Origin of the sequence: Methanocaldococcus sp. (assembly GCF_024490875.1) — an archaeon.
Lineage (GTDB): Archaea > AGJL01 > Methanococci > Methanococcales > Methanocaldococcaceae > Methanocaldococcus.
Genome location: NZ_JACCLX010000033.1, coordinates 22,841 through 48,840 on the forward strand (window position 1 = coordinate 22,841; position 26,000 = coordinate 48,840).

25 protein-coding genes are annotated in these 26,000 nt (G+C 28.9%); 14 read left to right on the forward strand and 11 right to left on the reverse strand.

The genetic code is table 11. The features are described from left to right. Positions 1 to 125: 125 nt before the first annotated feature. The 7 genes from HZY31_RS06020 to HZY31_RS06050 are packed head-to-tail and all read right to left on the reverse strand — an operon-like array spanning position 126 to position 8,914. Positions 126 to 2,954, reverse strand: a complete 2,829-nt coding sequence (locus HZY31_RS06020) for a carbohydrate-binding protein (RefSeq protein ID WP_297318523.1) — start codon at positions 2,952 to 2,954, stop codon at positions 126 to 128. Further along, the gene (locus HZY31_RS06025) at positions 2,933 to 3,601 is read right to left on the reverse strand and encodes a class I SAM-dependent methyltransferase (protein WP_297318524.1); all 669 of its coding nucleotides are present in this window, start codon (positions 3,599 to 3,601) and stop codon (positions 2,933 to 2,935) included. Before HZY31_RS06025 ends, HZY31_RS06020 begins: the two co-directional genes overlap by 22 nt. Further along, positions 3,598 to 4,713: a glycosyltransferase family 4 protein gene (locus HZY31_RS06030; protein ID WP_297318525.1), complete on the reverse strand. Its 1,116-nt coding sequence runs from the start codon at positions 4,711 to 4,713 to the stop codon at positions 3,598 to 3,600. The genes HZY31_RS06025 and HZY31_RS06030 overlap by 4 nt, the downstream gene beginning before the upstream one ends. After that, positions 4,714 to 6,126: an alkaline phosphatase family protein gene (locus HZY31_RS06035; RefSeq protein ID WP_297318526.1), complete on the reverse strand. Its 1,413-nt coding sequence runs from the start codon at positions 6,124 to 6,126 to the stop codon at positions 4,714 to 4,716. After that, entirely contained in the window at positions 6,108 to 7,043 is a 936-nt protein-coding gene (locus HZY31_RS06040; RefSeq protein WP_297318527.1) for a glycosyltransferase family 2 protein, read from the reverse strand. The genes HZY31_RS06035 and HZY31_RS06040 overlap by 19 nt, the downstream gene beginning before the upstream one ends. Beyond that, entirely contained in the window at positions 7,036 to 8,151 is a 1,116-nt protein-coding gene (locus HZY31_RS06045; protein ID WP_297318528.1) for a glycosyltransferase family 4 protein, read from the reverse strand. The genes HZY31_RS06040 and HZY31_RS06045 overlap by 8 nt, the downstream gene beginning before the upstream one ends. Before the next feature lie 31 nt (positions 8,152 to 8,182). Continuing rightward, positions 8,183 to 8,914 (reverse strand): glycosyltransferase family 2 protein, encoded by a 732-nt coding sequence (locus HZY31_RS06050; RefSeq protein WP_297318529.1) that lies wholly within the window; start codon positions 8,912 to 8,914, stop codon positions 8,183 to 8,185. A gap of 324 nt (positions 8,915 to 9,238) precedes the next feature. Between HZY31_RS06050 and HZY31_RS06055 the strand changes: the two genes are divergently transcribed. The 12 genes from HZY31_RS06055 to HZY31_RS06110 all read left to right on the forward strand — a co-directional run bounded on the left by HZY31_RS06055 (position 9,239) and on the right by HZY31_RS06110 (position 19,112). Then, on the forward strand, positions 9,239 to 11,110 hold the full coding sequence (locus tag HZY31_RS06055) for a KamA family radical SAM protein (protein WP_297318530.1): 1,872 nt from the start codon (positions 9,239 to 9,241) through the stop codon (positions 11,108 to 11,110). Positions 11,111 to 11,219: 109 nt separating this feature from the next. After that, complete coding sequence (ilvC, locus tag HZY31_RS06060) at positions 11,220 to 12,212, forward strand: ketol-acid reductoisomerase (protein ID WP_297318531.1); 993 nt, start codon at positions 11,220 to 11,222, stop codon at positions 12,210 to 12,212. Positions 12,213 to 12,407: 195 nt separating this feature from the next. Next, a complete protein-coding gene (locus tag HZY31_RS06065) occupies positions 12,408 to 13,106 on the forward strand; it encodes a helix-turn-helix domain-containing protein (protein WP_297318532.1) in 699 nt (232 codons plus the stop codon). 17 nt (positions 13,107 to 13,123) lie between these two features. Next, a complete protein-coding gene (locus HZY31_RS06070; protein WP_297318533.1) occupies positions 13,124 to 14,161 on the forward strand; it encodes a hydroxymethylglutaryl-CoA synthase in 1,038 nt (345 codons plus the stop codon). Positions 14,162 to 14,213: 52 nt separating this feature from the next. Continuing rightward, the gene (locus tag HZY31_RS06075) at positions 14,214 to 15,392 is read left to right on the forward strand and encodes an acetyl-CoA acetyltransferase (protein WP_297318534.1); all 1,179 of its coding nucleotides are present in this window, start codon (positions 14,214 to 14,216) and stop codon (positions 15,390 to 15,392) included. Between the two features lie 12 nt (positions 15,393 to 15,404). Next, positions 15,405 to 15,635, forward strand: a complete 231-nt coding sequence (locus tag HZY31_RS06080) for a hypothetical protein (protein ID WP_297318535.1) — start codon at positions 15,405 to 15,407, stop codon at positions 15,633 to 15,635. A gap of 50 nt (positions 15,636 to 15,685) precedes the next feature. Then, a complete protein-coding gene (locus HZY31_RS06085) occupies positions 15,686 to 15,820 on the forward strand; it encodes a hypothetical protein (RefSeq protein WP_256441009.1) in 135 nt (44 codons plus the stop codon). Positions 15,821 to 15,826: 6 nt separating this feature from the next. Further along, positions 15,827 to 16,000 carry a CooT family nickel-binding protein gene (locus tag HZY31_RS06090; RefSeq protein ID WP_297318536.1) on the forward strand — a complete coding sequence of 58 codons (174 nt, stop codon included), beginning with the start codon at positions 15,827 to 15,829 and terminating at the stop codon, positions 15,998 to 16,000. A 2-nt stretch (positions 16,001 to 16,002) separates the two neighbouring features. Next, positions 16,003 to 16,398 carry a Zn-ribbon domain-containing OB-fold protein gene (locus tag HZY31_RS06095; protein WP_297318537.1) on the forward strand — a complete coding sequence of 132 codons (396 nt, stop codon included), beginning with the start codon at positions 16,003 to 16,005 and terminating at the stop codon, positions 16,396 to 16,398. A gap of 29 nt (positions 16,399 to 16,427) precedes the next feature. Beyond that, positions 16,428 to 16,667 carry a DUF4040 domain-containing protein gene (locus HZY31_RS06100; protein WP_297318538.1) on the forward strand — a complete coding sequence of 80 codons (240 nt, stop codon included), beginning with the start codon at positions 16,428 to 16,430 and terminating at the stop codon, positions 16,665 to 16,667. 125 nt (positions 16,668 to 16,792) lie between these two features. Then, the gene (tgtA, locus tag HZY31_RS06105; protein ID WP_297318539.1) at positions 16,793 to 18,763 is read left to right on the forward strand and encodes a tRNA guanosine(15) transglycosylase TgtA; all 1,971 of its coding nucleotides are present in this window, start codon (positions 16,793 to 16,795) and stop codon (positions 18,761 to 18,763) included. A 10-nt stretch (positions 18,764 to 18,773) separates the two neighbouring features. Beyond that, on the forward strand, positions 18,774 to 19,112 hold the full coding sequence (locus HZY31_RS06110) for a gamma-glutamylcyclotransferase family protein (RefSeq protein ID WP_297318540.1): 339 nt from the start codon (positions 18,774 to 18,776) through the stop codon (positions 19,110 to 19,112). A gap of 8 nt (positions 19,113 to 19,120) precedes the next feature. Here the strand turns inward: HZY31_RS06110 and HZY31_RS06115 are convergent, their stop codons facing one another. The 3 genes from HZY31_RS06115 to HZY31_RS06125 are packed head-to-tail and all read right to left on the reverse strand — an operon-like array spanning position 19,121 to position 23,391. Further along, positions 19,121 to 19,885, reverse strand: coding sequence for an NAD+ synthase (locus HZY31_RS06115; protein WP_297318541.1), 765 nt, complete (start codon positions 19,883 to 19,885; stop codon positions 19,121 to 19,123). A 22-nt stretch (positions 19,886 to 19,907) separates the two neighbouring features. Then, positions 19,908 to 20,942, reverse strand: coding sequence for a potassium channel family protein (locus HZY31_RS06120; RefSeq protein WP_297318542.1), 1,035 nt, complete (start codon positions 20,940 to 20,942; stop codon positions 19,908 to 19,910). Between the two features lie 13 nt (positions 20,943 to 20,955). Beyond that, positions 20,956 to 23,391: a DEAD/DEAH box helicase gene (locus HZY31_RS06125; protein ID WP_297318543.1), complete on the reverse strand. Its 2,436-nt coding sequence runs from the start codon at positions 23,389 to 23,391 to the stop codon at positions 20,956 to 20,958. Between the two features lie 76 nt (positions 23,392 to 23,467). Here HZY31_RS06125 and HZY31_RS06130 point away from each other — a divergent pair, with 76 nt between their 5' ends. Continuing rightward, on the forward strand, positions 23,468 to 23,659 hold the full coding sequence (locus tag HZY31_RS06130) for a class III signal peptide-containing protein (protein ID WP_297318544.1): 192 nt from the start codon (positions 23,468 to 23,470) through the stop codon (positions 23,657 to 23,659). A 31-nt stretch (positions 23,660 to 23,690) separates the two neighbouring features. Beyond that, positions 23,691 to 24,278, forward strand: coding sequence for an AAA family ATPase (locus HZY31_RS06135; RefSeq protein ID WP_297318545.1), 588 nt, complete (start codon positions 23,691 to 23,693; stop codon positions 24,276 to 24,278). Between the two features lie 260 nt (positions 24,279 to 24,538). On the opposite strand, the gene HZY31_RS06140 is transcribed toward HZY31_RS06135, so the two are convergent. Continuing rightward, on the reverse strand, positions 24,539 to 25,993 hold the full coding sequence (locus tag HZY31_RS06140) for a hypothetical protein (protein WP_297318546.1): 1,455 nt from the start codon (positions 25,991 to 25,993) through the stop codon (positions 24,539 to 24,541). Positions 25,994 to 26,000 lie beyond the last annotated feature (7 nt).

Here is a 26,000-nt window from a genome sequence, read left to right on the forward strand (position 1 = left end):
ATATAGCCAGATGACATCTCATTTTAAGTAATTGGAAGGTGAGATAGTTAAATATATATGTGAAATTCAAGGAATTTGTGTTTAGTTCATGTGTTTTTGTAATTATTCTTTGTTGCATTTTAAAGTTAACGTTTTTTCCACATCTTCATATCTCTGACTAGTACGAAGCAGTTTATAAATATAATAGCAAGCACAATAATACCATTCGTTAAATATATGATATTCCATGTATCTTGAGGATAAAATTTTATTTCTATGTGATGAAGCCCTGTAGTGTTTGTTTTTATCCAGAAATTATTTACAAATAATTGTGGTATAGGCTTGATAGTTTTTTTTCCATCTACGATAGCTACCCAACCTCCGTGATATTGTTCAGGAATAGTTATACAAAAACTAACATTTTGTATATGAGTTAATACATCCACAAAGTATTTGCCATTTTTATATTCTAACTTTGATACTGTAATAGTTCTTGGAGTGTTATTAAGTTTTTTATTTTCAAAATTTGAAGTATTATTGAACACTTCATCAAAGGATGAGTTTTTAACTAAATTAAATGAAATTATTTTCTTATGTTTTAAAAGTTCATCAACCTCGTTATAGAGGGTCACAAATTCCTCTTCTGGTATAATAACAACGATATTTATAGCATTTAATCCATTGACATTTTTAATCGTCAGAATATGAAATCCTTCAGAGAGTGTTACATTGCCAATAAACCATCTGAATGCATTCTCTTTTCCCTTAGTGGTTATATAGAATGTCTTGTTATCTATGGAGACATCTATTTTTCCACCTTTGTCATTTTCAAAATACCTTACTAATAATATATAATTTCCTTCTTTTTTGATGTTTACTGGGATTTTTAAGAAATCTCCAGGATTTTTAGATCCTACAAATCCCCAACTAAATTTAAAGCTGTGTTCAAAACTTGCATTTGGGAAATTCCAACTGTAGAATATTTCCCATTCTGCATGGTGTGGATTATCTATATAATAAGGATGCCATTTTCCTTTTTCAATGCCTTCCGTAAAGTGTGCCGGTACTATTATGTATTTTTCTTTTTTATTCGCAATGAGCAAATTTACAAGAAGGTTGAATTTGAGGTTGTCTATAGAGGGAGTAACTATAATCGGTGCTGAGTAGATTACATCTTTTGGAATGGGTAAGTCAGTAAAGAAGACTGCATAATTGCTATTCAGATTTGAAGATTCTATAAATTGCGATAAAGACTTAAGACCACCATCTATAATAACCGGTATAGTGCCTATGTGAATACTCTTAGTGGCCATTAGGTTTTCATATACATATATATGCTTTGTGTGTACTCTGAGTTTAAAGTAAGGGGAACTATCAAGGTTCTCTTTTATTCGCTTAGCTATCCCTTGTAAGCGATCCCACCAGTAGTCATCGTGAATAACTAAATATTTAACCCCAATATAGGAAAGTATGTAAGCGGCAGATTTTGTTTTATTGTTCTCTAAGATGTGTAATAGGAATGGGTAGAGATACTCCATTGGTTTTCTATAATAAAAGTATGTGCGAATTTTAAATGATGATTCTGGAATTGCCCATCCCTTGGTCTTAAACCATACTGGATTTTCACCTGGGGGATATCTCCCAGTTCTTGGAATCCATAGAGATCTGAAAGAACCTTCATTATCTTTTAGCCAGTTTGCTATTTGGGAGTATTCTTGGGGAATTAGTGTAACTTTTTTTTCGTGATTATTAATATATGCAGTCTCATATATCGATCCAAGCAACAGGAAGAATAATAGAGTTACTACTAGAGACTTTGTTAGTCTGTTTCTATTTATTTGGAATATGCCATACAGGGATATTCCCAGTAGAGATAAAAGTAATATGATTGCTATGCTCACAAACAATCTTGGAGTTCTAAAAATAACCCCCACATCAATCCATCCAAAAGATAACGTCGTAAGAAGATACTGAATACTTTTAAGAGGAGAATATTTGAATGTTATTAGAGATAAAAATACGAGAGCAAAAGTCGAGATAATAACGAATTTATTTTTCTTGTATAATAAAAGCGACAAAAAAGCAATAATTAGAATTGAGAATCCAAAAATTTCTAAATAAGTATTATCTGGGAATGTTATTCCAAATGAATAGAGGTAATTATATGGGCCCACAATAACTGGTAGGGGTATTCCTCTAGTATTTGAAAGAGAATATAGGTATATACTAAACATATTGGGTATTAATCGTAATATAAAAAAGAAAATAAAAAATACTGTTATTAGTAGAATTTTCTCCTTTAGATTTGTTAATAGACTTCTTAGAGATAAAAATCCTAAAGAGTATATGAAAATTAAGGATAAACCAGCTAATATTATTCTAATATCAAAAAGTGCTGCTAAAAATAAAGCCAAAAGTGAAGTATATGCCACTTTTACAAAAATAGGGCAATCATCATTATTAATACATTCTAAGATTTTTAATGTTAAAAATGGTACAATAGGAAGCACTGAGAGAAAACCCATTGTCCAAATATCTGTATTTTTTGATAGTAACATTAATTCATAAATTGCACCTACAAAGATTGAAGATAAATAAATGGAAGTATACCCTTCTTTTTTAGTAATTTTTATTAACATCTTCTTTATTAACAAGAACATGCAAACTGCTCCAATTATCGGTAATAATACCTCATAGAAAACCCATGCGATTTTTGGATTAAAAAGATACATCACAGATATTAAATTAGACGGTGGTGTTGGTGTTATTAGTATACTTATATATTCATCCCATAAAAGCCATGGGACATACGATACTGGCTTCTGGATTGGCATCGAACCATACACATATATTTGCCCTTTGCTAACATTTGTCAATAACCAAAGATTAGAAGTTATTGAAATGATGAAATATAATACTAAAACGACTATTCCTCTTACAACTTTAGAATTTGTTATTTTTCTCCAACTAACCATATTTGCCCACCTAAGCCAGTTTTATTCACTATCTTTTGTAACGGCTTTAGTAATGGATGAAATGGTGTTTCCAGTTTCACTACTTTAAATCCTACCCTCTCGACGAGAAATCGCAATGAGCTTGGTGTAAATAGATAAAGATGTGTCTTATCCCTAAAACCGTGCCAAGTCTTTTCTTTTCTTAAAACTTTTTTCAAAAATCTATCTATTGCGTTTAGATTAGGAGTTGTAATAATTATTTTGCCACTAACCTTTAAAACTCTATAAATTTCCTTTAAAACAAAATAAGGAGAATGTAGATGCTCTATAACATCAAACATTGTTACCAAATCAAAACTATCGTCTTCAAACATTGGCAATCCTTTGTCTACATCGTGAACAAATAATTTTGCATTGGTCTCCTTTTTTGCTTGGTTAATAGCATATTCTGAGATATCAATACCATAGGTTTCACATCCAATCTCATCACAACATTTAAGGAAATACCCATAAGCACAACCAATGTCTAATACTCTAGCTCCCCTAACGTTTACATTTTTAAGAACTTCAGAAAAGTAAATCCCTCTTATTACTTTTTCCCAGTTTTTATATGATCTGTAATTACTTTGTTTACCTCCTTCAAAATATTCTTTACTAAATGGTTTCATTTTACTACCTCCTTACATAATTCTTCTATTCTCTCTTTCATTTCAATCAAGTCTCTAACAACAATAACATTCTTGTAATGTTCAAAGCCTCTCGCTCCTATTTCAGTTGAAATTATAGGTTTACCATATTTCAAATAGTCGAACATTTTTACCTCTATCCCTGTATCTGATGTTATTTTTGGGTTAACAAAGATATCAGCAACAGCTAAATAAGGCTCAATACTTTCTACATATCCAGTAATAATTACATTTGGTGGTAAATTATTTTTATGCTTAAATTTCTCACCTACAGAACCAACAATAAGGAAAATCACATGTGGTAAAGATTTAGCAATCTCTATAAGATGTTCAACAGCAAGTACATTTACACTATAATCAGCTCCTAAAAAGCAAACCACAGGCTTACCTTTTATTATATTTCTGATTTTTCTTGGAAGTTGAGAAAAATCCTTATACTTAGTTATTTGCGGTATGTTAAATTTCCATACCAATATTTTGTTAGATGGAACACCATCATGAATAAGTCTTTGTTTATCTTTTTCATTAAAACAGAGTACCAGATCAGCATTTTTAGCCGTGGAGAGTTCTATAAACTTAAGAAGAGAAATAAATGGTTTTGATATTTTGCTGTTTAGTTTTTCTAAGTAAAAATAATAGTCAACATTATGTTCAGAAAGAACAAACATAGAATTCAATTTCTTAGAAATTAAAAAAACTGGGAAAGCTCCAAAAGATCCATTATAGATTACTATATCTGGATTAATTCTTTTTAATTTTTGACTAAGTCTTAGATATAATAGAACATCAAACCTTGCTAAAAAATCACCTATTAAAGATATTAATAAAGAAAGGAACCATTGTATTTTTTCCATTTTTAGAAATTTCCTCCTGCTATATTTCTTTTTTTGTATTCTTAAAAAATACAAGGAAATTGAAGGCACATCATGCAACGAGAGAACAGAACACTTAGATCCATTTTCTTCTAATTCTTCTCTAAGCTTTCTCACTAATCTACTACCACCAAATGTAGGATGTTCTATTTCGTCAGGGGGAGAACGAGTAACTATGATTACATGTTTTCCTCCCCAAATCACCTTTTCAGGATGTTGCAACTAAATCACCTCTTTTTTTATCAATTTTCCTACATCCCACACACACTCTACTTTTATTGGAGGTTCAAAATTGCTCATAAATATCCCAAATAAACCATGATCTCCTGGTCTACCATGAACATCTTCAAACAAGTAACCATTCATATTATAATCACATATTTCATAGCCTTCGTTTGGTAATAAGATAATTTCTGGAAATTCATAAGAATCTATACCTAAATCCCACTTCAAAAACACATTTCTAAAAACTTTTGTTCCTGTAGTAGGATCTACAATTTTTTCTAGTTTTGATTTTATTTCTTCACTTAATTTTACAACATCATTTATATTTACACAACCTTGTGGCTCCCTCCCCTCTACATTTATCTTTATCAAACCATTTGAACCCCTATAAAAGAACGCCTTTGTTTGACTCCAATCAGCATTAAACAAATACTGATGTGAACTACTTGGTAAAATTTTAAGCAAATGTTTTACAAATTTGCTATGTTCTATTTTCCCTACGATTCCTTTTAAGCCAAGTCTTTTCATAAAACCCCTTATTTTTTCAGCGTCAATGCCAAGTTTTAAAAGAGGATTATGACTTGACTTTAGTTTTAAATATCCCTCTTTTTCTAACCATGTATTCACATAAAATCTTTTATATACTTTTCTAAATCCATGATCTGAAGCTATTATGATTTTTATATCTTCCTTACCATTAACAACTTCTTCTAGGATCCTACCTACCAATTTATCAATCCTTTCATAATGTTTTTCTACAAACATTTTATTATCAAATGCAAAGTGTTGAATCACATCTAATGATCTTAAAACTATGGCACTAAAATCCCAATCATTATTATTTAATAAATGAATAAATAAATTAACTAGATCTTCTTCTGTTTTTATAATATTTTTTTCCAATTTATAGATACTGTACCCTTCTTCTAATTTTCCTTCGTTAAGATCAACATCAAAGTTTGGAAAATTATCAAGAATGAATTTCTTTAAAGATTGTGGATAAACAAAATTGGAATCTTTACCTGGAGAACCCAAACCAGTTATCATAATACCATTAATTCGCCCTGGAGGATACGAAAATGGAATATTTACAATGATAGATCTTTTGTTTTTTTCAGTAAGTAAATTCCAAATTGCTTTGTGTTTTCTATCTTTTGATGTAATGGGTTTATAGAAGTATTCACCCTCTTTTTGCTTTAAAAATCCCCAAATACCATGCTTATGTGGTGGTACTCCAGTAAATATTGATGTCCATGCTGCAGGAGATAATGGGGGAATTGTACTTACTAATCTTGAGAAGTAACCATTTTCAGATATACTTGCAAGGTTTTTTAATTTGTTATTGTTTAATAATTCCCTAACTATATTGAAATCAGCTCCATCTATTCCTATTAGTAAGAGTTTGTCCATTTCATTCCCTCCACAACTCCTTTTAAATAAACTTTTGCTATTTTTAACCTCTCCCTGAAGGGCTTTTTAGATTCAAACAGTATAACTTTTAAATAATATCCAGTTACAAGCCAATTATACACTAAAATAAAAATTAAACACTGCCACCATTTTGAGTATTTTTTATGGAAAATAATTCTATTTCTTCCCATATAATATGCTCTCTTTTCGTCATATATGTGGAATTGCCTATCTTTATCCATTTCTTCTGGAAGGGACATGTCATGATAAATAATGGCATTTTTAACTACTAAACATTTATATCCTTTTTGTCTTACTCTCATTCCAAAATCAGCTTCATCATACTGAATTGCAAATGTTTTTTCGTCAAATATTCCAACTTTTTCTACCACCTCTCGTTTTACCATAAAAGCATTAGGAAAGTCATCTGTTTCCCAAACATCCTCATTTGGTAAAGGTAGATCCCTACCAATAAAATAAGTCCTACTTGTTAACATGTTTCTTTTTGTTCCTGCCCACCAGATTCTTTTTTTATCTTTCCAATAATACATTATAGGACCAACCATTCCTATTTTATTATCTGAAATTATAACTTTTACTAAATTTTCAATACATTTAGTGTCCAATACATTATCATCATCAACTAAAAAAATCAATTCACCTTTTGATAAGTTTATACCTTTATTTCTACTACCTGCAAGCAGTAAATTTTTATCATTTCTTACAATTTTTAAATTAGTTAAATCATCAAAATTTTTTTTGATATATTCATAAGTTCCATCAGTTGAAGCATCATCTACTACGATTATTTCAATATTTTTATAAGTATTTTCTAAAATTGAATTTATTAACCGTTCAACCTGTTTTTTTCTATTATGTGTTGGAATTACTACTGAAACTAAAGGATTTTTATCCATTATTCACCACCATTTCCAAAATTCTCTTAAATTCCTCAGCACTCTTATCCCAACTAAACTGTTTAGCCCATTCAACGGCATTTCTACTTAATTTCATTCTTAAATCATCATCTTTCAATAAATTAATAATGGTTTCAGATAATTTCATAATATCTCCATCATCAACCAACAAACCATTATACCCATCTTTAATAGAATCTACCAACCCTGAAACCCTATATCCTACAACAGGAGTTCCCAAAGCATTTGCTTCAATAACATTTAATCCCCACCCTTCTTTAACGGAAGTAACTATCAAAATCTGACTTTTTTTAATTATTTCATTTCTCTTTTCAAAAGGGACATATCCAAAAAATTTAACATTATTTTTTAACCCTAATTTATCAACTAAAATTTTTAATTTATATAAATAACTTTCTTTCTTTGGACTTCCCAAAATCCACAACTTTACATTAGGAATCTCTTTTTTAACATAATAAACAGCTTTAATTGCATGTTCAACTCTCTTCATAGGAGTTAATCTTGAAACAAAACATATAGCATTTTCCTCTTTTTCTTCAAAATTAATCTTTTCTAATGGTTTAACATCGCATCCATTATAAATAACATAAATATTTTCCTCTTTAAATCCTAAGGTAATTAAATCTTTTTTTGTTGAAGGTGAAACACAAATTGTCGGAATGTTTTTATATAATCTCAAAAAATTCCTCTCTACAAATTTACCTATCTTGTTAAGCGGGAATGGCATTTCATAGTCCCAGCATATATCTTCATAATGATGGATAAAAAATATTATTGGTTCTTTTGCATATAATGGAGTAAAAAATGGTATGCCATTAATTTGATCAATAATAACATCAAACTTTCCTTTAAATTCAGAGTAATATTTTCTCCATGCATTTATATGTATTGTGTATATGTTAAAATCTCTAACAATTTCAATTCCATCAATAATTTCCCTTTCCAAACAACCTTTAAATTTTGGAACAAACCAAACACACTCATGACCTTTCTCTACCAACCTTTTTAGATACTCATAAGTAACGAATTCCGCCCCTCCCTTCCAAGGATGTTTTATACACTTCCACGACATCATTAAAATCCTCATTCTACCACAAATATATGCCTTTTTTGTAAATTTATTCTTTTAATTTCATTTTAAGTAATAAAATATCTCTTCCCATTTTATAAATTGTCTTAATTAATCCTATACTCCCTTTGATACCAGTAAATTTTTGATTATATATACAGGGAGCATAGGTTATTTTATAACCTCTTTTTCTGGCTAATACTAAAATACATACATCAAAAGAATAACCATTAAAAGATTTAAAATCATAAATATTATTAAACAAATCTTTAATTACATCATGTTTAAACATTTTAATACCTGCCTGAGTATCCTTAAGTTTTAACTCTGGAAACATTAAATTTACATAAAGATTGAAACAATAACTCAAAAATTTTCTAAGTGGTGGATATTCAAATACACTATTTTTATCTCTCCTATTTCCTATAACAATATCAGCATTATCATTTTTAATTTTTTCAAGAAACCATTTTAAAGCCTTTGGGTGATAATCTAAATCACTATCTAACAATGCCACATACTTTCCTTCTACAAATTTTAGGCCATACTTTATCGCATAACCTTTACCTCTATTTTTCTCATATCCAACAACTTTTAAATTATCAAATTCATTTTCTAAATTCTTCGCAATATCATAAGTTTTATCAACAAATCCATCTACAACCAAAATTATCTCAAAACTTTTGCAAAATTCAGAAACTACCTTCTCAACTGTTATAATAGAATTCTCAATAAATTTTTCTCCTTTATAACATGGCATAATAATAGATAACTTAACCATAGTTTCACATTTACAAGAATAGTTATAAAATAAAGCAAAAGTAATAAAATGGTATATATATTATATAAAGATTATTATTTATTTAATTAATGTTCGAAAACTTTTTATATGATTATTAATATAAATGTCTCACAACTATATTATAAATTATATAATTTCTTGTTTTACTTAATAAAACTTAATAAAGTTTCTAAATACAAATGGATTCTATTTTTTACTTGAATGGTCTGTTTAAAATTTTTGTCTCTACCTTCAATGTTATTTAAAAAACTATAATTAATACATTGAATAATTTAAATTAATAAAATGACATGGAGGGGGAATATGATATCTAATTCAACAATTGATAAAGAATACAAAATTACAAATAATTATAAATCTTTTTTAGAAATATTTTCTGAAGTTCCAGAGATTGGAGAAATTTTAGAAAAAAGTAAAAGTGTAGAAGAGGCAAGAGAAAAGTTATTTGAATTTTGTAAAGAGTTAGAGTGGAAAGTTAGAAGTGGAAATATAAAATTTAAAAATGAAATAGATAGATGGTTATCATTAAAATCTATTGAAATATTTTTAAATATAATCTCTAAACATAACGAAAAGTTATCTGGATTTAGCACATTGGAATATTTATGGAAAGCATATAAAGGTTATGAAGATGCTTTAAAAGAAATAAGGGAGGGATTTATTGAAGAATTTAGACATTTATTTATGGGTATGACAGGAAAGGCTAACTATTCCTTAGGTTTCTTAGGAGAAAGGTTATTAGATGAAAGCGTAGAATTTATAGATTTTAGTAAGATAAAAGGTAGAGAGGCGGGAATTGCGAGATCCAACTTTTTAGATAAGGTTTATGAAATTATGAGAGAATACATTAGTAAATATCCAAGTGGATTAGATAAGAGGATTATATTAAAAAGAAAAAAGAATAAAGAAATTTTAGAAGATTTCTTTGGAATTACTGATGATGAATGGTTTAACTATAAGTGGCAGTTTAAAAATGTAATAAAGGGCAAAAAAGGATTAGAAATTTTAAAAGAACTTAGAGAAGAGACAAACTTTAAAATATCTGATGAAGATTTAGAACTTATAGAAGAATGTATAAAAAATGGAATACCTTTTGGAATAACTCCTTACTATTTACATTTATTTGACTTCGAAAATCCTTATGTCGAAGATCTACCAGTTAGAAGACAAGTTATTCCTCCAAAATGGTATGTTAAAAAGATGATTGAGCATAAAGAGGATAGGTCAACATTCTTTGACTTTATGGGAGAGCATGACACTTCTCCATGTGACTTAATAACAAGAAGGTATGTTACCATTGCAATTATAAAGCCATATGAATCATGCCCACAAATTTGTGTCTATTGTCAAAGAAACTGGATGGTTCAAGATTTTGACGAAAAGGCATTTAAAGGTTGGGATAAAGTTGAAAAAGCATTAGATTGGTTTGCTGAGCATGAATCTATGATAGAAATATTAATTACTGGTGGAGATCCATTCAGTTTGAGTGATAAGGCAATTGAGAGAATGTTAAATAGAATCTCTGAGATGGATCATGTTATTGGAGTAAGATTTGGAACAAGAACAATAGTTACAGCTCCTATGAGAATAACAGATGAATTGGTAGAGATATTAGGCAATTATAAAAAGAGTTTAATGATTTCTACACATGTTGAAAGTTGTTATGAAATTACACCAGAAGTTAAGGAGGCAGTTAGAAAATTAGGAGAGAAAAATATTAAGGTTTATAATCAGCATGTATTTCATAGATATGTAAGCAGAAGATTTGAAAATGTAGCTTTAAGAATAGCTTTAAAGAAAGCAGGAATAATTCCATACTACACTTTTTATCCAAAAGGGAAGATAGAGCATAAAGATTACTTAGTTCCAATAGCAAGAGTAGTTCAAGAAGTTAAAGAAGAAGCGAGATTATTGCCAGGATCATTTAGAACAGATGAACCAATATTTAATGTTCCAAGAATGGGTAAAAATCATTTAAGAGGTTGGCAGGATAGAGAATTAATTGCAATAAAACCTAATGGAAGTAGAGTTTATTTAATGCATCCATGGGAAAAAGGGATATATCCTACTAAGCTATACACTTATGAAGATGTACCAATTAAAGAATACTTAGATAGTTTAAAGGAAATAGGAGAAAATATTGAAGAGTATAAAACAATATGGTATTATTATTAAGTTAGGTATTTCTATTTAGAAGAAAATCAAAATCAACCGAAAACCTTAATAACATTAAAACATTATTCAGTAATTAACTAAAATTATAAATTTTTTATGGGTGATAAATGTGGTTAAAATATTCTACGACAAAGATGTAACCTTTGACGCAGTTAAAGATAAAACAATTGCAGTTATTGGATATGGAAGTCAGGGGAGAGCACAAGCGTTAAATATGAAGGATAGTGGGCTAAATGTTATAGTTGGTTTGAGACCTAATGGAGCCTCTTGGAACAAGGCAATTAAAGATGGGCATACAGTTATGACTATTGAAGAAGCTTCAGAAAAAGCAGATATAATTCACATATTGATACCAGATGAGGTTCAACCATTAGTTTATAAAAAACAGATTAAACCTTACTTAACAGAAGGAAAAACAATAAGTTTTTCTCATGGTTACAATATACACTATGGGTTAATAAGACCACCAGAGAATGTTAATATAACAATGGTAGCCCCTAAAAGTCCAGGGGCAATGGTAAGAAAAACATTTGAGGAAGGTTTTGGAGTTCCAGGATTAGTGGCTGTTGAAAGAGATTATACAGGGGATGCCTTACAAATTGCATTGGGAATGGCAAAGGGTATTGGATTAACAAGAGTTGGAGTTATATTAACAACATTTAGAGAAGAGACAGAGACAGATTTATTTGGAGAGCAGGTTGTTTTATGTGGAGGAGTTACTGAATTAATTAAGGCGGCATTTGAAACATTAGTTGAGGCTGGCTATGCTCCAGAGATGGCATACTTTGAAACATGCCACGAGTTAAAATTAATAGTAGATTTAATTTATCAAAAAGGTTTAAAAGGTATGTGGGAAAACGTTTCAAATACTGCTGAATATGGTGGATTAACAAGAAGGTCAAGAGTTATAAATGAAGAATCAAGAAAAGCAATGAAAGAAATATTAAAAGAAATACAAGAAGGTAAATTTGCAAAAGAGTGGAGTTTAGAGAATATTGTAGGGGCTCCACAGTTAAATGCTTTAAGAAGATTGGAGAGAGAACATCTAATTGAAAAAGTTGGTAAAGAATTAAGAAAAATGTGTGGATTAGAAAAAGATTAAAATTTTACTTTTTTATTTTTTACTTATTCTTTATAATAATTTCTTTTTTATTTCAATCTCTATTTTATCTCTAAATTTTGACTTTTTAAGTTTTTTTATTTTTATATTCAACAACTACGACAATTAACAAAATACAATTCAACAAAAATCAAAAATTTTATATAATTTTAGAACTATTTTAATTCTGTGATTATTATGGAGAAGGTTATTACCTACATAATTGGAGATATTGTTTTGTCAGAAAATCCAGGAAATGCTCTAAAAAAATGGAGAAATCTATTCAATATCCAACAAATTGAATTAGCAAAATATTTAAATGTATCTCCTTCTGTTATTAGTGATTATGAAGTTGGAAGAAGAAAGAATCCTGGAGTTAATATAATAAAGAAATATGTTCTTGCATTGATAGAAATTGATAGAGAGAGAGGAGGACATACTATAAAAGCATTGAATAAAATCTTAAATAAAAGTCCTTCTATTAAAGCAATTTTATCAATAAAGGAGTATGAAAATCCAATTCCTTTAAAAGAATTTGTTGATTTAATAGATGGAGAATTTGTCGTAAATACTAACAACTTAGATATTCCAATTTATGGGCATACGGTTGTAGATAGTATAAAGGCAATATTAGAGATGAATGGAGATGACTTTTATCATCTATATGGTTGGACTACTGAAAGGGCTTTAATCTTTTCAAATGTCTCTACTGGAAGGAGTCCAATGGTCGCAGTTAGAGTTAGTATAATGAAACCAAGAGTTGTAGTTTTGCAGAGAATAGATAAAACGAAGATAGATAAATTAGCTATAAAATTGGCAGAAATTGATAATATTCCATTAATAACTACACAATTAGATTTAAAAGACCTTATAAAAGTATTAAATGAGATAAAATAAAATTTTTCGGTGGAATTATGGTAGGTATAGTTGGCTATGGAGCATACATTCCTAAGTATAGAATTAAAGTTGATGAAATTGCAAGAGTATGGAACAAAGACCCAGAATCAATAAAAAAAGGTCTTTTAGTTTATGAAAAGGCAGTTCCAAGTTTGGATGAAGATACAGCAACAATAGCTGTTGAGGCATCAAGAAATGCATTAAAAAGGGCTGAAATTAATCCAAAAGATATTGGAGCAGTGTATGTTGGAAGTGAAAGCCATCCTTACGCTGTAAAGCCAACTGCCACAATAGTTGCTGAGGCTATTGACGCTACTCCTGATTTAACAGCCGCAGATTTAGAATTTGCGTGTAAGGCTGGAACTGCTGGAATTCAAATGTGTATGGGATTGGTTGAAAGTGGATTAATTAAATATGGCTTAGCAGTAGGGGCTGATACAGCACAGGGGGCTCCGGGAGATGCGTTAGAATATACCGCCGCAGCTGGAGGGGCAGCCTATATAATTGGAAAATCTAAGGTTATTGCTGAATTCAATGGAACTTATTCATTTACAACAGACACTCCTGACTTTTGGAGAAGGGAGGGAAAACCTTATCCAAGACATGGAGGAAGATTTACCGGAGAACCTGCTTATTTTAGGCATGTTATAAATGCCGCTAAGGGCTTAATGGAAAAAATGGGAACAAAGCCAGAAGATTATGATTACTGCGTATTTCATCAACCAAATGGGAAATTTTACATTAGAGTTGCCAAAATATTAGGATTTAAAGAAGAACAGTATAAAATTGGATTACTAACTCCATATATTGGAAATACATATTCAGGAGCTGTTCCTTTGGGATTATCGAATGTTTTAGACAACTGCGAAGGAGGAGAGAGAATTTTAGCAGTTTCTTATGGTAGTGGAGCAGGAAGTGATGCCTTTGATATAACAGTAACAAATAGAATAAAAGATGTTAAAGATAAAGCCCAAAGAACTTCCTATTATATAGAAAGAAAAGAATACATTGACTATGCAATATATGCCAAATTTAGGAAGAAAATTAGAATGTAAATAATAATTCAAAATCAAAATTTAATCTTTTAAAATAAAATTGGGTGGAATAATGAGAGATGTGGCTATTATTGGTTATGGACAAACAAAGTTTGGTGAATTGTGGGAAAGAAGTTTTAGAAGTTTAATTGTTGAGGCAGGAGTTAAGGCAGTAGAATCTGCTGGAATTGATGGAAAGGATATTGATGAAATGTATGTTGGAAATATGAGTGCTGGTTTGTTCGTTGGGCAAGAACATATTGCTTCATTGATTGCTGAACACGCTGGTTTAAATCCAATTCCAGCAACAAGAGTTGAGGCGGCATGTGCATCTGGTAGTTTAGCATTGAGGCAGGCAGTGTTAAATATAGCAAGTGGTTACAGTGATATTGTCTTAGTTGGTGGAGTAGAAAAAATGACTGATGTTGTTGATGCTACATCAGCAATATCTTCTGCCTCAGATCAAGAGTGGGAGGCACTGTTTGGAGCAACATTTCCATCACTTTATGCTATGATGGCTCAAAGATACATGTATGAATATGGTTTAACAATGGAAGAACTCTCCATGTGGAGCGTAATTATGCACGAAAATGCTTCAAAGAATAGATATGCTCAATTTCCATTTAAGGTTACATTAGAGCAGGTTATGAATTCCTCTCCTGTTGCCGAGCCTTTGAGATTACTACATTGCTCTCCAGTTTCAGATGGGGCCGCGGCATTGATATTATGTGAGGCAGAAAAGGCAAAAGAATTTGTAAGTAGTGATGATATAATATATATTAAAGCAAGTGCCCAAGCATCAGACACTATTGCCTTACATAGTAGAGAAGATATTACAAGTTTAAAAGCCGCAAGAGTCGCAAGTGAAAAGGCATATAAGATGGCAAAGATTGAGCCAAAAGATATTGATGTCGCTGAAATTCACGATTGTTTTGCTATAAATGGTTTAATTTTAATGGAGGAATTAGGATTTTGTAAAAAAGGAGAGGCGGGAAAAATAGTTTATGAAGAAAAAATAGCAATTGATTATGATGAATTTCCAACAATAAACCCAAGTGGTGGATTAAAAGCCGCTGGGCATGCATTAGGGGCTACAGGAATTAGACAGGTTGGAGAAATTTATTGGCAGTTGAAGGGAGATAAGGAGGTTAAAGATAGACATGTTGAAATTAAAAATGGATATGGAATTACTGCAAATGTTGGAGGTACTGGAGGAACAGTTTGTATCCATATACTTTCAGATAAGAAATAATAGAGGGAAATTATGGATAAATTTTTAAAACTATTGATTAAATCCTTTGCATTATTTATTGGATTTGTTATATTAGATTTTATAGTAGAATATTACTTCATTGATGGATTGACAATACTATTGTGGGTTTCTGCAATAATATTTGCATGCCTCTGCATAGTTTTTGGATTAATATACGAAAAAATTAAAATAAATATTTCATATTTACCATTTAATAAAGAAGATAAGAATGTGAGAAATTGATAGAAAAATATTGTCCCTTTATAAAGGATATATGTAAAAAAGACCGTTGTGTGATGTGGATAGGAGGAGAGTGTAGATTAATATTATTAATAGATTTATTAATTTCTTCAAAAATTAACGAACTTTATGCATATGAAAATGGAACTATTGATATAGATGTTGAAGAAAACCAAGATGCGAGTTGATGAGTTATGTGCAGTTGCAACTTATACTTTAATGATGAGTTAATTATGGAAGATGTTATTATTGTAGAAAAAAAAGGAGATAAAATTATAGCCATTGACATATTTGGAGAAAAAAAAGAATTAGTTGGAGAAATAGTAAAAGTTGATTTAAATGAAAATAAAATTTTTATCAGGGGATAAATATGGTAGTAAGAAGTTGGAGGCATATAAAGGAGAGATACAACTTAATTGGAGTAAGATGTAAAAATTGCGGAACAATATATTTCCCAACAAGAAAAATTTGTCCAAAGTGTAGGAGAAAAACAGAGTTTGAAGAAATAAAATTAAGTGGTAAGGGGAAAGTTTATACTTACTCAGTTGTTCATGTAGCCCCTAAGGACTTTGAAAAACAAACTCCCTATGTAATAGCAATTGTTGAATTGGAGGAAGGACCAAAAATTACTGGGCAAATAGTAGATTGCAAGTCAGAGGAGGTATATATAGGTATGCCAGTAGAGGCTGTATTTAGAAGAATCAAAGAAGATGGAGACGATGGAGTTATAACCTATGGATACAAATTTAAACCTATTGAGAATTAAAACCTTTAAATCTTTTATATGGTGGTTTTATGGAAGTCATAAACTACATTGTTATAGTAATGGCTATATTGACGAGTTTAGCCGCTTTATTACAGAAAGATTTAATTAAATGTATAATATTGTCTGGATTTTTTGGATTATGTGTAGCATATCTATATTATGCTCTATTGGCTCCAGATGTGGCTTTAACAGAGGCAATACTTGGAGGGGCTATTTTACCAGCATTGTTTGCCTTTACCGTTAGAAGGACTCAAAGAATGGACGAATAGGTAAGAAAATTATAATAATTAAATTTTTTCTAATTTTTTTATCAATAATATTAATATTAAAAAACTATTTTTATAATTTCTAATTTTTATAAAAACTTTATTAAAAACTTTATTAGGTTGATAAAATGATGACTTTCGAAATTAAAAGTAGAGATGCCATGGGAAGAATTGGAATACTAAATATAAATGGTAAGAAAATTGAAACTCCTACGATAATGCCAGTAGTTCATCCAAATCCAAAAAAACAAGTTGTAGATATTGACTTAATAAACAAGTTGGCAGATGTTATTATCACAAATTCTTATATTATATATAAAACAAAACATTTAAGAGAAATTGCTATAAATAAAGGAGTTCATAAATTGGTAGGATTTGACAAGGTAATAGTTACAGATAGTGGTTCTTTTCAGTTGGGAGTTTATGGAGATGTTGATGTAGAACCATTAGAAATTGTAGAGTTTCAAGAGATGATAGGAGTTGATGTTGGAACTATTTTAGATATCCCAACTCCCCCAGATGTAGATAAAGAAATAGCAGAAAAAGATTTAGAAGAAACTTTAAGAAGGGCTAAATTGTCAATTGAGTTAAAAAAAGATAGAGGATTTAAATTATTGCTAAATGGGACTATCCAAGGTTCCACATATTTAGATTTAAGGCAAAAGTCGGCAAAGGAGATGGCTAAATTGAACTTTGACATATATCCTATTGGTGCAGTTGTCCCATTGATGGAAGAATATAGATATAGAGATGTAGTTGAAATTATTCTAAATTCAAAGATGTATCTTCCAACAAACAAGCCAGTGCATTTATTTGGTTGTGGGCATCCTATGTTTTTTGCTTTGGCTGTTGCATTAGGATGTGATTTGTTTGACTCTGCGGCTTATGTCTTATATGCTAAGGATGATAGATATTTAACTGAAAGGGGGACATTACATTTAGATGAAATTAAAGATTTAAAGTCATTTCCATGTTCATGTCCAGTTTGCTCATCTTATACTCCAAAAGAATTGGCAAGTTTAAATAAAAAAGATAGAGAGAAACTTTTGGCTGAACATAACTTGTATATAACTTTTGAAGAGATAAATAGAATTAAAGAGGCTATAAAAGAAGGTAGTTTATGGGAATTGGTTGAAGAAAGATGTAGAAGTCATCCTAAACTTTTAGAGGCATATAGAGTCTTAAAGAATTATATGGACTACATTGAAAAATTTGACCCTGTAACTAAAAAATCTGCCTTTTTCTATTCTGGCGTTGAATCAATGTTTAGACCAGAAGTTTTAAGACATAAAAAGAGATTGAAGAGAATTAAATACGAAAAAGTTTATGTTACAACAATATCAAGTTCCGTAGAAAAGCCATATCATGAAAATTTAAATGTAATTGAAACAGACATTGACATTTTAATAAAACATCCAGTATTTGGTTTTGTTCCATACTATATAGATTCTATGTATCCTTTATCTCAAAACGAAATTCCTGAACTTTATGAATTTGAAAAAGAGATAAATAAAAAGTTTTATGATGAATTCATTGATTGGTTAAAGAGAAAAATAGGGGAAGATAATATTTTAGATATAATGACCTATAACTATTACACAAGTTATTTCCAAAGTACTAAGAAAGGATTTAATTCAGACAATTTAAGAATTAAGAAAATGTTACAATATCAATATGGCTATGATATTATCGATGACGATTTAATTGATAAAATTAAAGTTGTTAGAAGTAAAAACACTGGAAGATTGAGACAGGTTTTAGATGAAAATAACAATATTTTATTTACAGTAAGAAGTAATGACAACTTATTAATACCCTCAGAAAGAGGGGCTAAACTATTATGGGAAAAAATACCATATCCAAGATATAGAGTTGTTGTAAATAAAGAGGCAGAGGAATTTATTAGAGAAGGGAGAAATGTCTTCGCTAAATTTGTTGTAAATTGTGATGAAGAGTTAAGGCCTTATGAGGAGGTTTTAGTGGTTAATGAAGATGATGAATTATTAGGTTATGGAACTACAATTTTAAATGGCATAGAACTTAAAGAGTTTAATTATGGGTTAGCGGTTAAAGTTAGGGGCGGAATAAAAAAGGTTTAAAGTGAGAATTATGGATTCTTTTGATAAAAATTATTATAATGTATTTGCCTATGGAGAGTTGATGAAAAAAGATGTTCTCTTAAAATTAATAAACAGAGTTCCAAAAATGATTAAAGGTAGAGTTTATGGATTTAAAAAGTTTTTTGATAAGTCAATTGGATACTATGGGGCTGTAAAAGAGGATGGAAGTTATATTGATGGAATTATTTTATTGGGAATTACTGAAAAAGAATTAAAAATTTTTGATGACTATGAGGATTTGGGAATATACTATATAAGGGAAAAAACTATATCTATTGGAGAAGATGGAAAAAAATATGATGTTTATATTTATTTGAGATATTTATAAAAAATTTATTATGGAGTTGGAGGAAGTGTTCTCTTATGCTCATTTTTTTTAATTAAATCAAATACATATTTAACCATATTTATGGAGATATTTAACTCTTTAGAAATTTCATCTGGGTTTTTTCCTTCTTCATACAATTTCAATATTTTATCTAAAACTTCATATTTAATTCCAAGTTCTCCTTCATCTGTTTGTCCTTCCCAGAGACCTGCTGATGGTGGTTTTTCAATAATTTCCTTAGGAACCCCAAGATATTTAGCAAGTTCTCTAACCTCTGTTTTAAATAAATTTCCTATAGGTCTTATATCACAGGCAATATCTCCATATTTAGTTCCATATCCTACATAAATTTCTGATTTATTAGAAGTTCCTGCAACTAATAGATTATATTTGTTTGCAAAATAATAAAGAATACACATTCTAATTCTTGCTTTTAAATTTCCATCTGCAATTTTGTCAAATTCTCTTGTAGGAATGTAGCCACCAGCACCAAATGCCTTTAAAACATCTGTTATGTCTGAGATAATATATTTTATATTTAACTTTTCAGCAACCATTTTTGCATGTTCAACATCTTTAGGATTTGTATTTTTCTCTGGCATTATTATACCTAAAACTTTATCACTTCCAAGGGCTTTGACACATAGATAGGCTGTGACTGTGGAATCAATTCCCCCACTTAGTCCAATAACTACACCATTGGCATTGGCTTCTTTAACCTTTTCTCTAATAAAATTTGTTATTTTCTCAACAACATCATTAATATTATTCATTGTTATCACCACTAATAATTAATTATGATTTTTCTTTTTTTCTTTTAATTAAACTCTCCAAATACTTTAAGTTTTCTTCGGTTCCAAATGCATATATTATATCCCCAGGTTTTAAAATAAATTCTGGATATGGATTTATATAAAGTTTGTCTCCTCTCTTTATTCCTAAAATTGTAGCTCCTGTTATTGCCCTTATGTTTGATTCTTTTAATGTTTTATATGCCAATTCCGAATCTTCTTCAATAACATATTTTTTTAAATCAATATCTTCTTTATACTCATTTTTAGCCACTTTAATAAATGTGCTTAAAAAATCTAAAACTCCCGGTCTAATAGAGACCTCTGCCATTCTTAATCCACCAATTAAATAAGGAGATACTACCCTATTAGCCCCTGCTATTTTTAATTTTTTTATAGCCTCTTTTTCATCTGCCTTTGCAGTTATTAAAATATTTGGATTTAATGATCTTGCAGTTAGGGTAATAAAAACATTATCAGCATCTGTTGGTAGTGTGGCAATTAAACCCTTAGCCTTATCAATCTTTGCTTTTTTTAATATTTCATCTTTTTTAGCATCTCCTACTATATATAAAAACTTATCAGGATGATGCTTTTCATATTCTTCTTTTAAAACATTTTCATTGATATCTATAACTACAAATGGAATATTTTCTTTAATAAATTTCTCTCCTACAACTTTTCCTAATCTTCCATATCCGCATATTATATAATGATCTTTTAATGTTTTAATTTTATGCATCATCTTTTTCATTTTCATAAACTCACCAAACTTTCCTTCAACTATAAATTCTGCTATTAAACTAAATAGATACATAACAATTCCAACACCAACACATAAGTAAATTATAGTTAATAACCTACCCAAAAAAGTTTTTGGAGTAAAATCTCCATAACCTGTTGTAGTTATTGTAATAACACTGAAATATAGGGCTGTGAAAAAATCAACAGACTCAATAATACTTATCAAGTATGCATAAGTTAAAATTAATGCAATTGTAAATATAAGTACAATTATTATCTTTTTTGATGTTTCCATATTTTCACATTTTTTAAGGATTCTCTATTCTTTCCTTTAATTTATGGACTTTTTCTGCATAATTTTTATTAAATATATTAGAAATTCTCTCTATGGCATCTAATAGATTTAAAAGTTGCTCTAAATAGTAATAAATATCCCCAGAGTATGTTTGAATCTTATAATCCATATATAGTGCCTTAGAAATTTGTCCGGGCGTTTTTTTATTTAATCTTAAATTAACAATTAATTCCAAAATCTTTTCTTCAACTTTTACTCCTTCGAATTCAACAATTATTGAAATTAAATCATCCTTTAATTTTTTGTCACCAATCTTTTCAATTTTTTGCATATTTTCTCTAATTACTTCCAAAGCGTCAAAGAATCTCGAAGGAATATTTATATTTAAAATTTTTGAAAGTTTTACCTTTAAATTATTTGATATATAGACATTTTCAAAAGGCATTATTTCTGTTATTAATTCAAGTATTGGTTTATTTTCTAAAACTCCTTCTTTAATTTTTTCAGCTATTTTTGGATATAAAAATGAAATAGCAACAGATTTTCCATAATTTGTTAGTTTTACTTTATCCTTGTATATTTTTATCATAGAATAACTCTCTAAATTATTCAAAATTTTATTCAATTGAAAAACCCTTCCAAGATAAGGAACTCTATCAATATCTTTTATATTTTCAATTCCCGCAGAAATTGTGGCTAATATTTGCTCTTCCTCTTCATCTTCACTATACTCAACTTTTACATCTTCTGGAACAGCGTTTAATAATTTAAATGCTACTTCATCCTCAGCATTCTCCATTTTCATGTGATACTTTTTCCCAATTTCTACCAAAAGATAAACCTTTCCAATTTCGTGCATTCCTTTTCTTCCAGCCCTTCCACACATCTGCTGAAACTCTGCTGGATTTAACCACTCAGCCCCCATAGCCAAACTTTCCAATATAACTGTTGAGGCTGGAAAATCAACACCCGCTGATAAAGCGGCAGTTGTAACCACACATTGAATTTTTTGATTAGCAAAATCTTCTTCAACTTTTCTCCTCCTTAAATACTCCATACCTCCGTGATAAAATTCAGCCTTAATCCCCTTAGATTTTAAAGATTTTGCTATATATTCAGCCCTTTTTCTTGAATAAGTAAAGATTAAACACTGTCCCCTATAACCAAACTTTGAGATTGTTTGCCACTCTCTTTTAACTATATCTCTAATTATACTTAATTTAGCAAACTCATTTTTACAGAAAATTATGTGCCTCTCTAATGGAACTGGCCTTCCATTGTATAAAACTAATTTAGCATTTAATTGTTTAGATAACTCCTTAGGATTTCCAATTGTTGCAGATAAATATATCTTTTGAGCATCTTTAAATAAAAATCTTAATCTACCAATTAATCCATCCAATCTCGCTCCTCTCTCCTCCATATTCAAAGAATGAATCTCATCAATTACAACAGTTCCAACATCCTTTAATTTTTTAGTTCTAATTAAATAATCTATACCTTCATAAGTTCCTACAATAATATCTGCATCTAATGATGTTTCAATATCATCTGACTTTTTTCCTATTCTTCCCAAACCTACTCTTAAACTTACTTTAAATCCTAATTTTTCATATCTTTCTTTAAATTCTAAATATTTTTGATTAGCCAATGCAACTAATGGGACTAAAAATAAAAACTTTTTTCCCTTCTCTATCAAATTTTTAATTCCTGCCAATTCTCCAATTAATGTTTTTCCCGATGATGTGGCTGAGACAATTAATAAATCCTCTCCTTTTAATAAACCTCCTTTAACAGCCAATGTTTGTACTGGCAAAAGTTCGTAAATTCCTCTACCTTTAATTATATTTTTAAGTTCTTCTGGTATATTTAGTTCATCTATTTTATAATTTCTAATTTTGTCCTCTTTGCTACAAGTTATTATGTCATATTTTGTTAATTCTGGATTATTGAGTGGATTTCTTATTCTTAATAAGGATAAAACTTTATCAACATCTTTAAATCTCCTTAAAAGTTTTTCTATAAATTCTTCATTAATTCTAACTTCCTCTCTAATCTCTCTAACTCCACAATCAATACATATTTCTAAATTTCCATATTTGCATCTATTATTTCTTGTTAATCTCTTATAAATGTTTTTTAATAAACAAAATGGGCATAATTTTATGTAATCAAACTTTAAATTGTAAGATTTTAAGAGTTCTTCAATTTCCTCATTTCCTTTTAATATAAATATATCTTCTCTTTTTAGCAGTTCTATAACCTTAGATGGCTGAATTAATTTGTCTCCTAATCTACATCTATACAATTTATATTTATTACCAATCTTTTTATAGTTTGCAAATATTTTTTGATTATCTTTAATTTCTACTCCTTCTTCTATCTTACCATCAACTTTGACAATTTCAATTTCCTCTTTCTTCTTTTTTGGTTTCCTAATAATAATCATAATAAATCACCACTAAAAATTTATATTGAAGATACTAAAATTTTATATTAAATATTGTCAGTTTAGGAGGAATACTATGAAAATTATAAAATCAAACAGAGGACAAATTTCTTTAGAGTTTTCTTTATTAGTTATGGTTGTTATAGTTTCAGCATTAATTGTTTCATATTACTTAATATCTTCTGCTATTGATGTAAGAAAAGCAGAAATAACTACAATCAATGCTACATCTAATGCGGCTAAAGAAGTTTTAAGTACTGTCTCATAATTAAAAAATAACCATATAATAAGGGAAAGATATGTTGCTAATAGGGATTACTGGAATGCCAGGGTCTGGAAAAAGTACAATATATGAAGTGGCAAAAAAATACAACTTGCCAGTAGTGTCTATGGGAGATGTTGTTAGATATGAAACAAAAAAAAGAGGTTTAGAACTAACTCCTGAAAATGTTGGAAACACTGCTATAAATTTAAGGAAAGAATATGGAAATGAGGCTATTGCAGTAGTTTGTTTAAAATACATTGAAAATAATTTAAAAGACAAAGATATTATTATAGTTGAAGGTATTAGAAGTTTATATGAAGTTAATTATTTCAGAAAACATTATCCATTAGTTTTAATAGCAATTCATTCCTCCCCTTTAACACGATTTAATAGATTGGTAAATAGGAGAAGGGAAGATGATTCAACAAGTTGGGAAGTGTTCGTAGAGAGAGATTTGAGAGAACTTAATTTTAGTATTGGGCATGCAATTGCTTTATCTGATTTTGTTGTCATAAATGAGAGTAGTATTGAAAATTGTATAAATCAGTTAGATAATATTTTAAAAGAGATTTTAAGTAATACTGAAAAATATAAAAAATATAATTTTATTTACGAAAAATAATATTTTATTAATATCACTCAACTACTATTGGAGGTATATAGATTATTAAATATATCCCCGTAGCTAAAAAAATTAATGAAATAATTAATAATAACAAACCAATATATATACTTGTTTCAAATATTTTAACAAATATAAAAACTGATATTTCTGATAATATAATAGATGTTGATATTAAAAATGAACCAATAATTAATCTTTTTTTTTTCTCATATTATTTTTTTTTAATATTTCTAATAATTTTTTATCATTTTCAGCCATTATTTCACCTTCCCACCTAAAAAAGGATAAACTTCTAATCCTATTTTTAATGCTATTTCTTGAGCTTTTTCATCACTTAAAAAAACTCTACCTCCATATTTAATACCTAATACAATAGCTTTTGCAGAATTAAGAGGAATATTATAAGTTTCATGTAAATTTTTTGCAAGATCTTTTTCAATGTCATTAAGTTCTACAATAGTAATACCACCTGGTAGTATTTTACCTAATTTGCAACCTTCTGGGACATACACTGTACTATATAACTCTTCAAGATCTTCAATAGTAAAAATTCCATTATCAACAATATCAACAGTTTTTCTAAATAGGAGTGAAATTAATAGTGTTAATAAGGATGTTACAATAGTTGTTGTAACACCAATAATAGCATATTTTATTTTTTTTTCATTAATACTAATTAATAAAGGAACGTTCTCTCTTTTTATTTTTTTATTTTTTGATGTAGTTATATTAGAAGTCTTTTGTTCTAAATTTGATTTCGAGGAAGTATTTTTTATTTCTTCTTTATTAGCAATACTAATATTTTTTTGAGTATTTTTACTTTTTGTTATTGTACTTATATACATTTTTTTTGATGTAGTAAAATTAATGCCTTCTACTTTTGCCAATCCAATAATATATGAGTTTCCTACTTTAAGAGCAGGCTTTATTGTTATATTTTCATATATATCTCTCCAATCATAAAATTTTATATAAAATATAGGTACATAATTCGAAATTATGCTAAATGTCTTAGTTATATTTTCATTAGGATATAAAATATAAGAGTAATTTCCAAAATTTATTTTTCTATTATTTACTTTTGCCCAATAACTAACATTTATATTTAATGGTACTGATTTGGTATTTTTTATTATATAAGTTGCAGTCCATTCTATTGAACCATTAATTAAAATTTTATTTGATTTTATTATAGAGAATGGTATTGGTATGGAATATCTTATTTTTACTTTTCCAGGAACATTAAAACTTATGTTATGTTCTCCAAAATGTAAAGTTGGAGAATTGTCAATTTTTGATAAAGTTATTATTTTGTAGGAATGAGATGGAACTAAAACTGAAATGCTTTTAATATTAAACCCATCTGGAAATGTAACATTAAATAATATATTATAGGAGTAATTATTTATTATTTTATAATATACTACCCATTTATCATTAATTTTATTTGCAGAAATGAATATAGATATTTTAAATTTTTTAGGAGGGAGGTTAATGGTTATGTTTTTTGGGTAGGGAATATAAATAGAAATATTCCTATAATATATATAAATGTTAAAAGACTCTGGATTTTCATAGTTTATATATAATTTAGAAATATCTACATTTTGAGAGCCATTTGGATAAAATACAACTCCTCTATACTCATATATTTCTCCATAGATTAAAGAAAGGAATAGTATTACTCCTATTATCAAATATACTAATTTCATATTCCCC

What these genes read in the sequence shown, in the direction of transcription:
- HZY31_RS06020 (WP_297318523.1), bottom strand. Translation starts at nt 2,954, where the DNA reads ATGGTTAGTTGGAGAAAAATAACAAATTCTAAAGTTGTAAGAGGAATA.
- HZY31_RS06025 (WP_297318524.1), bottom strand. Translation starts at nt 3,601, where the DNA reads ATGAAACCATTTAGTAAAGAATATTTTGAAGGAGGTAAACAAAGTAAT.
- HZY31_RS06035 (WP_297318526.1), bottom strand. Translation starts at nt 6,126, where the DNA reads ATGGACAAACTCTTACTAATAGGAATAGATGGAGCTGATTTCAATATA.
- HZY31_RS06040 (WP_297318527.1), bottom strand. Translation starts at nt 7,043, where the DNA reads ATGGATAAAAATCCTTTAGTTTCAGTAGTAATTCCAACACATAATAGA.
- HZY31_RS06045 (WP_297318528.1), bottom strand. Translation starts at nt 8,151, where the DNA reads ATGAGGATTTTAATGATGTCGTGGAAGTGTATAAAACATCCTTGGAAG.
- HZY31_RS06050 (WP_297318529.1), bottom strand. Translation starts at nt 8,914, where the DNA reads ATGGTTAAGTTATCTATTATTATGCCATGTTATAAAGGAGAAAAATTT.
- HZY31_RS06055 (WP_297318530.1), top strand. Translation starts at nt 9,239, where the DNA reads ATGATATCTAATTCAACAATTGATAAAGAATACAAAATTACAAATAAT.
- HZY31_RS06065 (WP_297318532.1), top strand. Translation starts at nt 12,408, where the DNA reads ATGGAGAAGGTTATTACCTACATAATTGGAGATATTGTTTTGTCAGAA.
- HZY31_RS06070 (WP_297318533.1), top strand. Translation starts at nt 13,124, where the DNA reads ATGGTAGGTATAGTTGGCTATGGAGCATACATTCCTAAGTATAGAATT.
- HZY31_RS06075 (WP_297318534.1), top strand. Translation starts at nt 14,214, where the DNA reads ATGAGAGATGTGGCTATTATTGGTTATGGACAAACAAAGTTTGGTGAA.
- HZY31_RS06080 (WP_297318535.1), top strand. Translation starts at nt 15,405, where the DNA reads ATGGATAAATTTTTAAAACTATTGATTAAATCCTTTGCATTATTTATT.
- HZY31_RS06090 (WP_297318536.1), top strand. Translation starts at nt 15,827, where the DNA reads ATGTGCAGTTGCAACTTATACTTTAATGATGAGTTAATTATGGAAGAT.
- HZY31_RS06095 (WP_297318537.1), top strand. Translation starts at nt 16,003, where the DNA reads ATGGTAGTAAGAAGTTGGAGGCATATAAAGGAGAGATACAACTTAATT.
- HZY31_RS06100 (WP_297318538.1), top strand. Translation starts at nt 16,428, where the DNA reads ATGGAAGTCATAAACTACATTGTTATAGTAATGGCTATATTGACGAGT.
- tgtA (WP_297318539.1), top strand. Translation starts at nt 16,793, where the DNA reads ATGATGACTTTCGAAATTAAAAGTAGAGATGCCATGGGAAGAATTGGA.
- HZY31_RS06110 (WP_297318540.1), top strand. Translation starts at nt 18,774, where the DNA reads ATGGATTCTTTTGATAAAAATTATTATAATGTATTTGCCTATGGAGAG.
- HZY31_RS06115 (WP_297318541.1), bottom strand. Translation starts at nt 19,885, where the DNA reads ATGAATAATATTAATGATGTTGTTGAGAAAATAACAAATTTTATTAGA.
- HZY31_RS06120 (WP_297318542.1), bottom strand. Translation starts at nt 20,942, where the DNA reads ATGGAAACATCAAAAAAGATAATAATTGTACTTATATTTACAATTGCA.
- HZY31_RS06125 (WP_297318543.1), bottom strand. Translation starts at nt 23,391, where the DNA reads ATGATTATTATTAGGAAACCAAAAAAGAAGAAAGAGGAAATTGAAATT.
- HZY31_RS06130 (WP_297318544.1), top strand. Translation starts at nt 23,468, where the DNA reads ATGAAAATTATAAAATCAAACAGAGGACAAATTTCTTTAGAGTTTTCT.
- HZY31_RS06135 (WP_297318545.1), top strand. Translation starts at nt 23,691, where the DNA reads ATGTTGCTAATAGGGATTACTGGAATGCCAGGGTCTGGAAAAAGTACA.
- HZY31_RS06140 (WP_297318546.1), bottom strand. Translation starts at nt 25,993, where the DNA reads ATGAAATTAGTATATTTGATAATAGGAGTAATACTATTCCTTTCTTTA.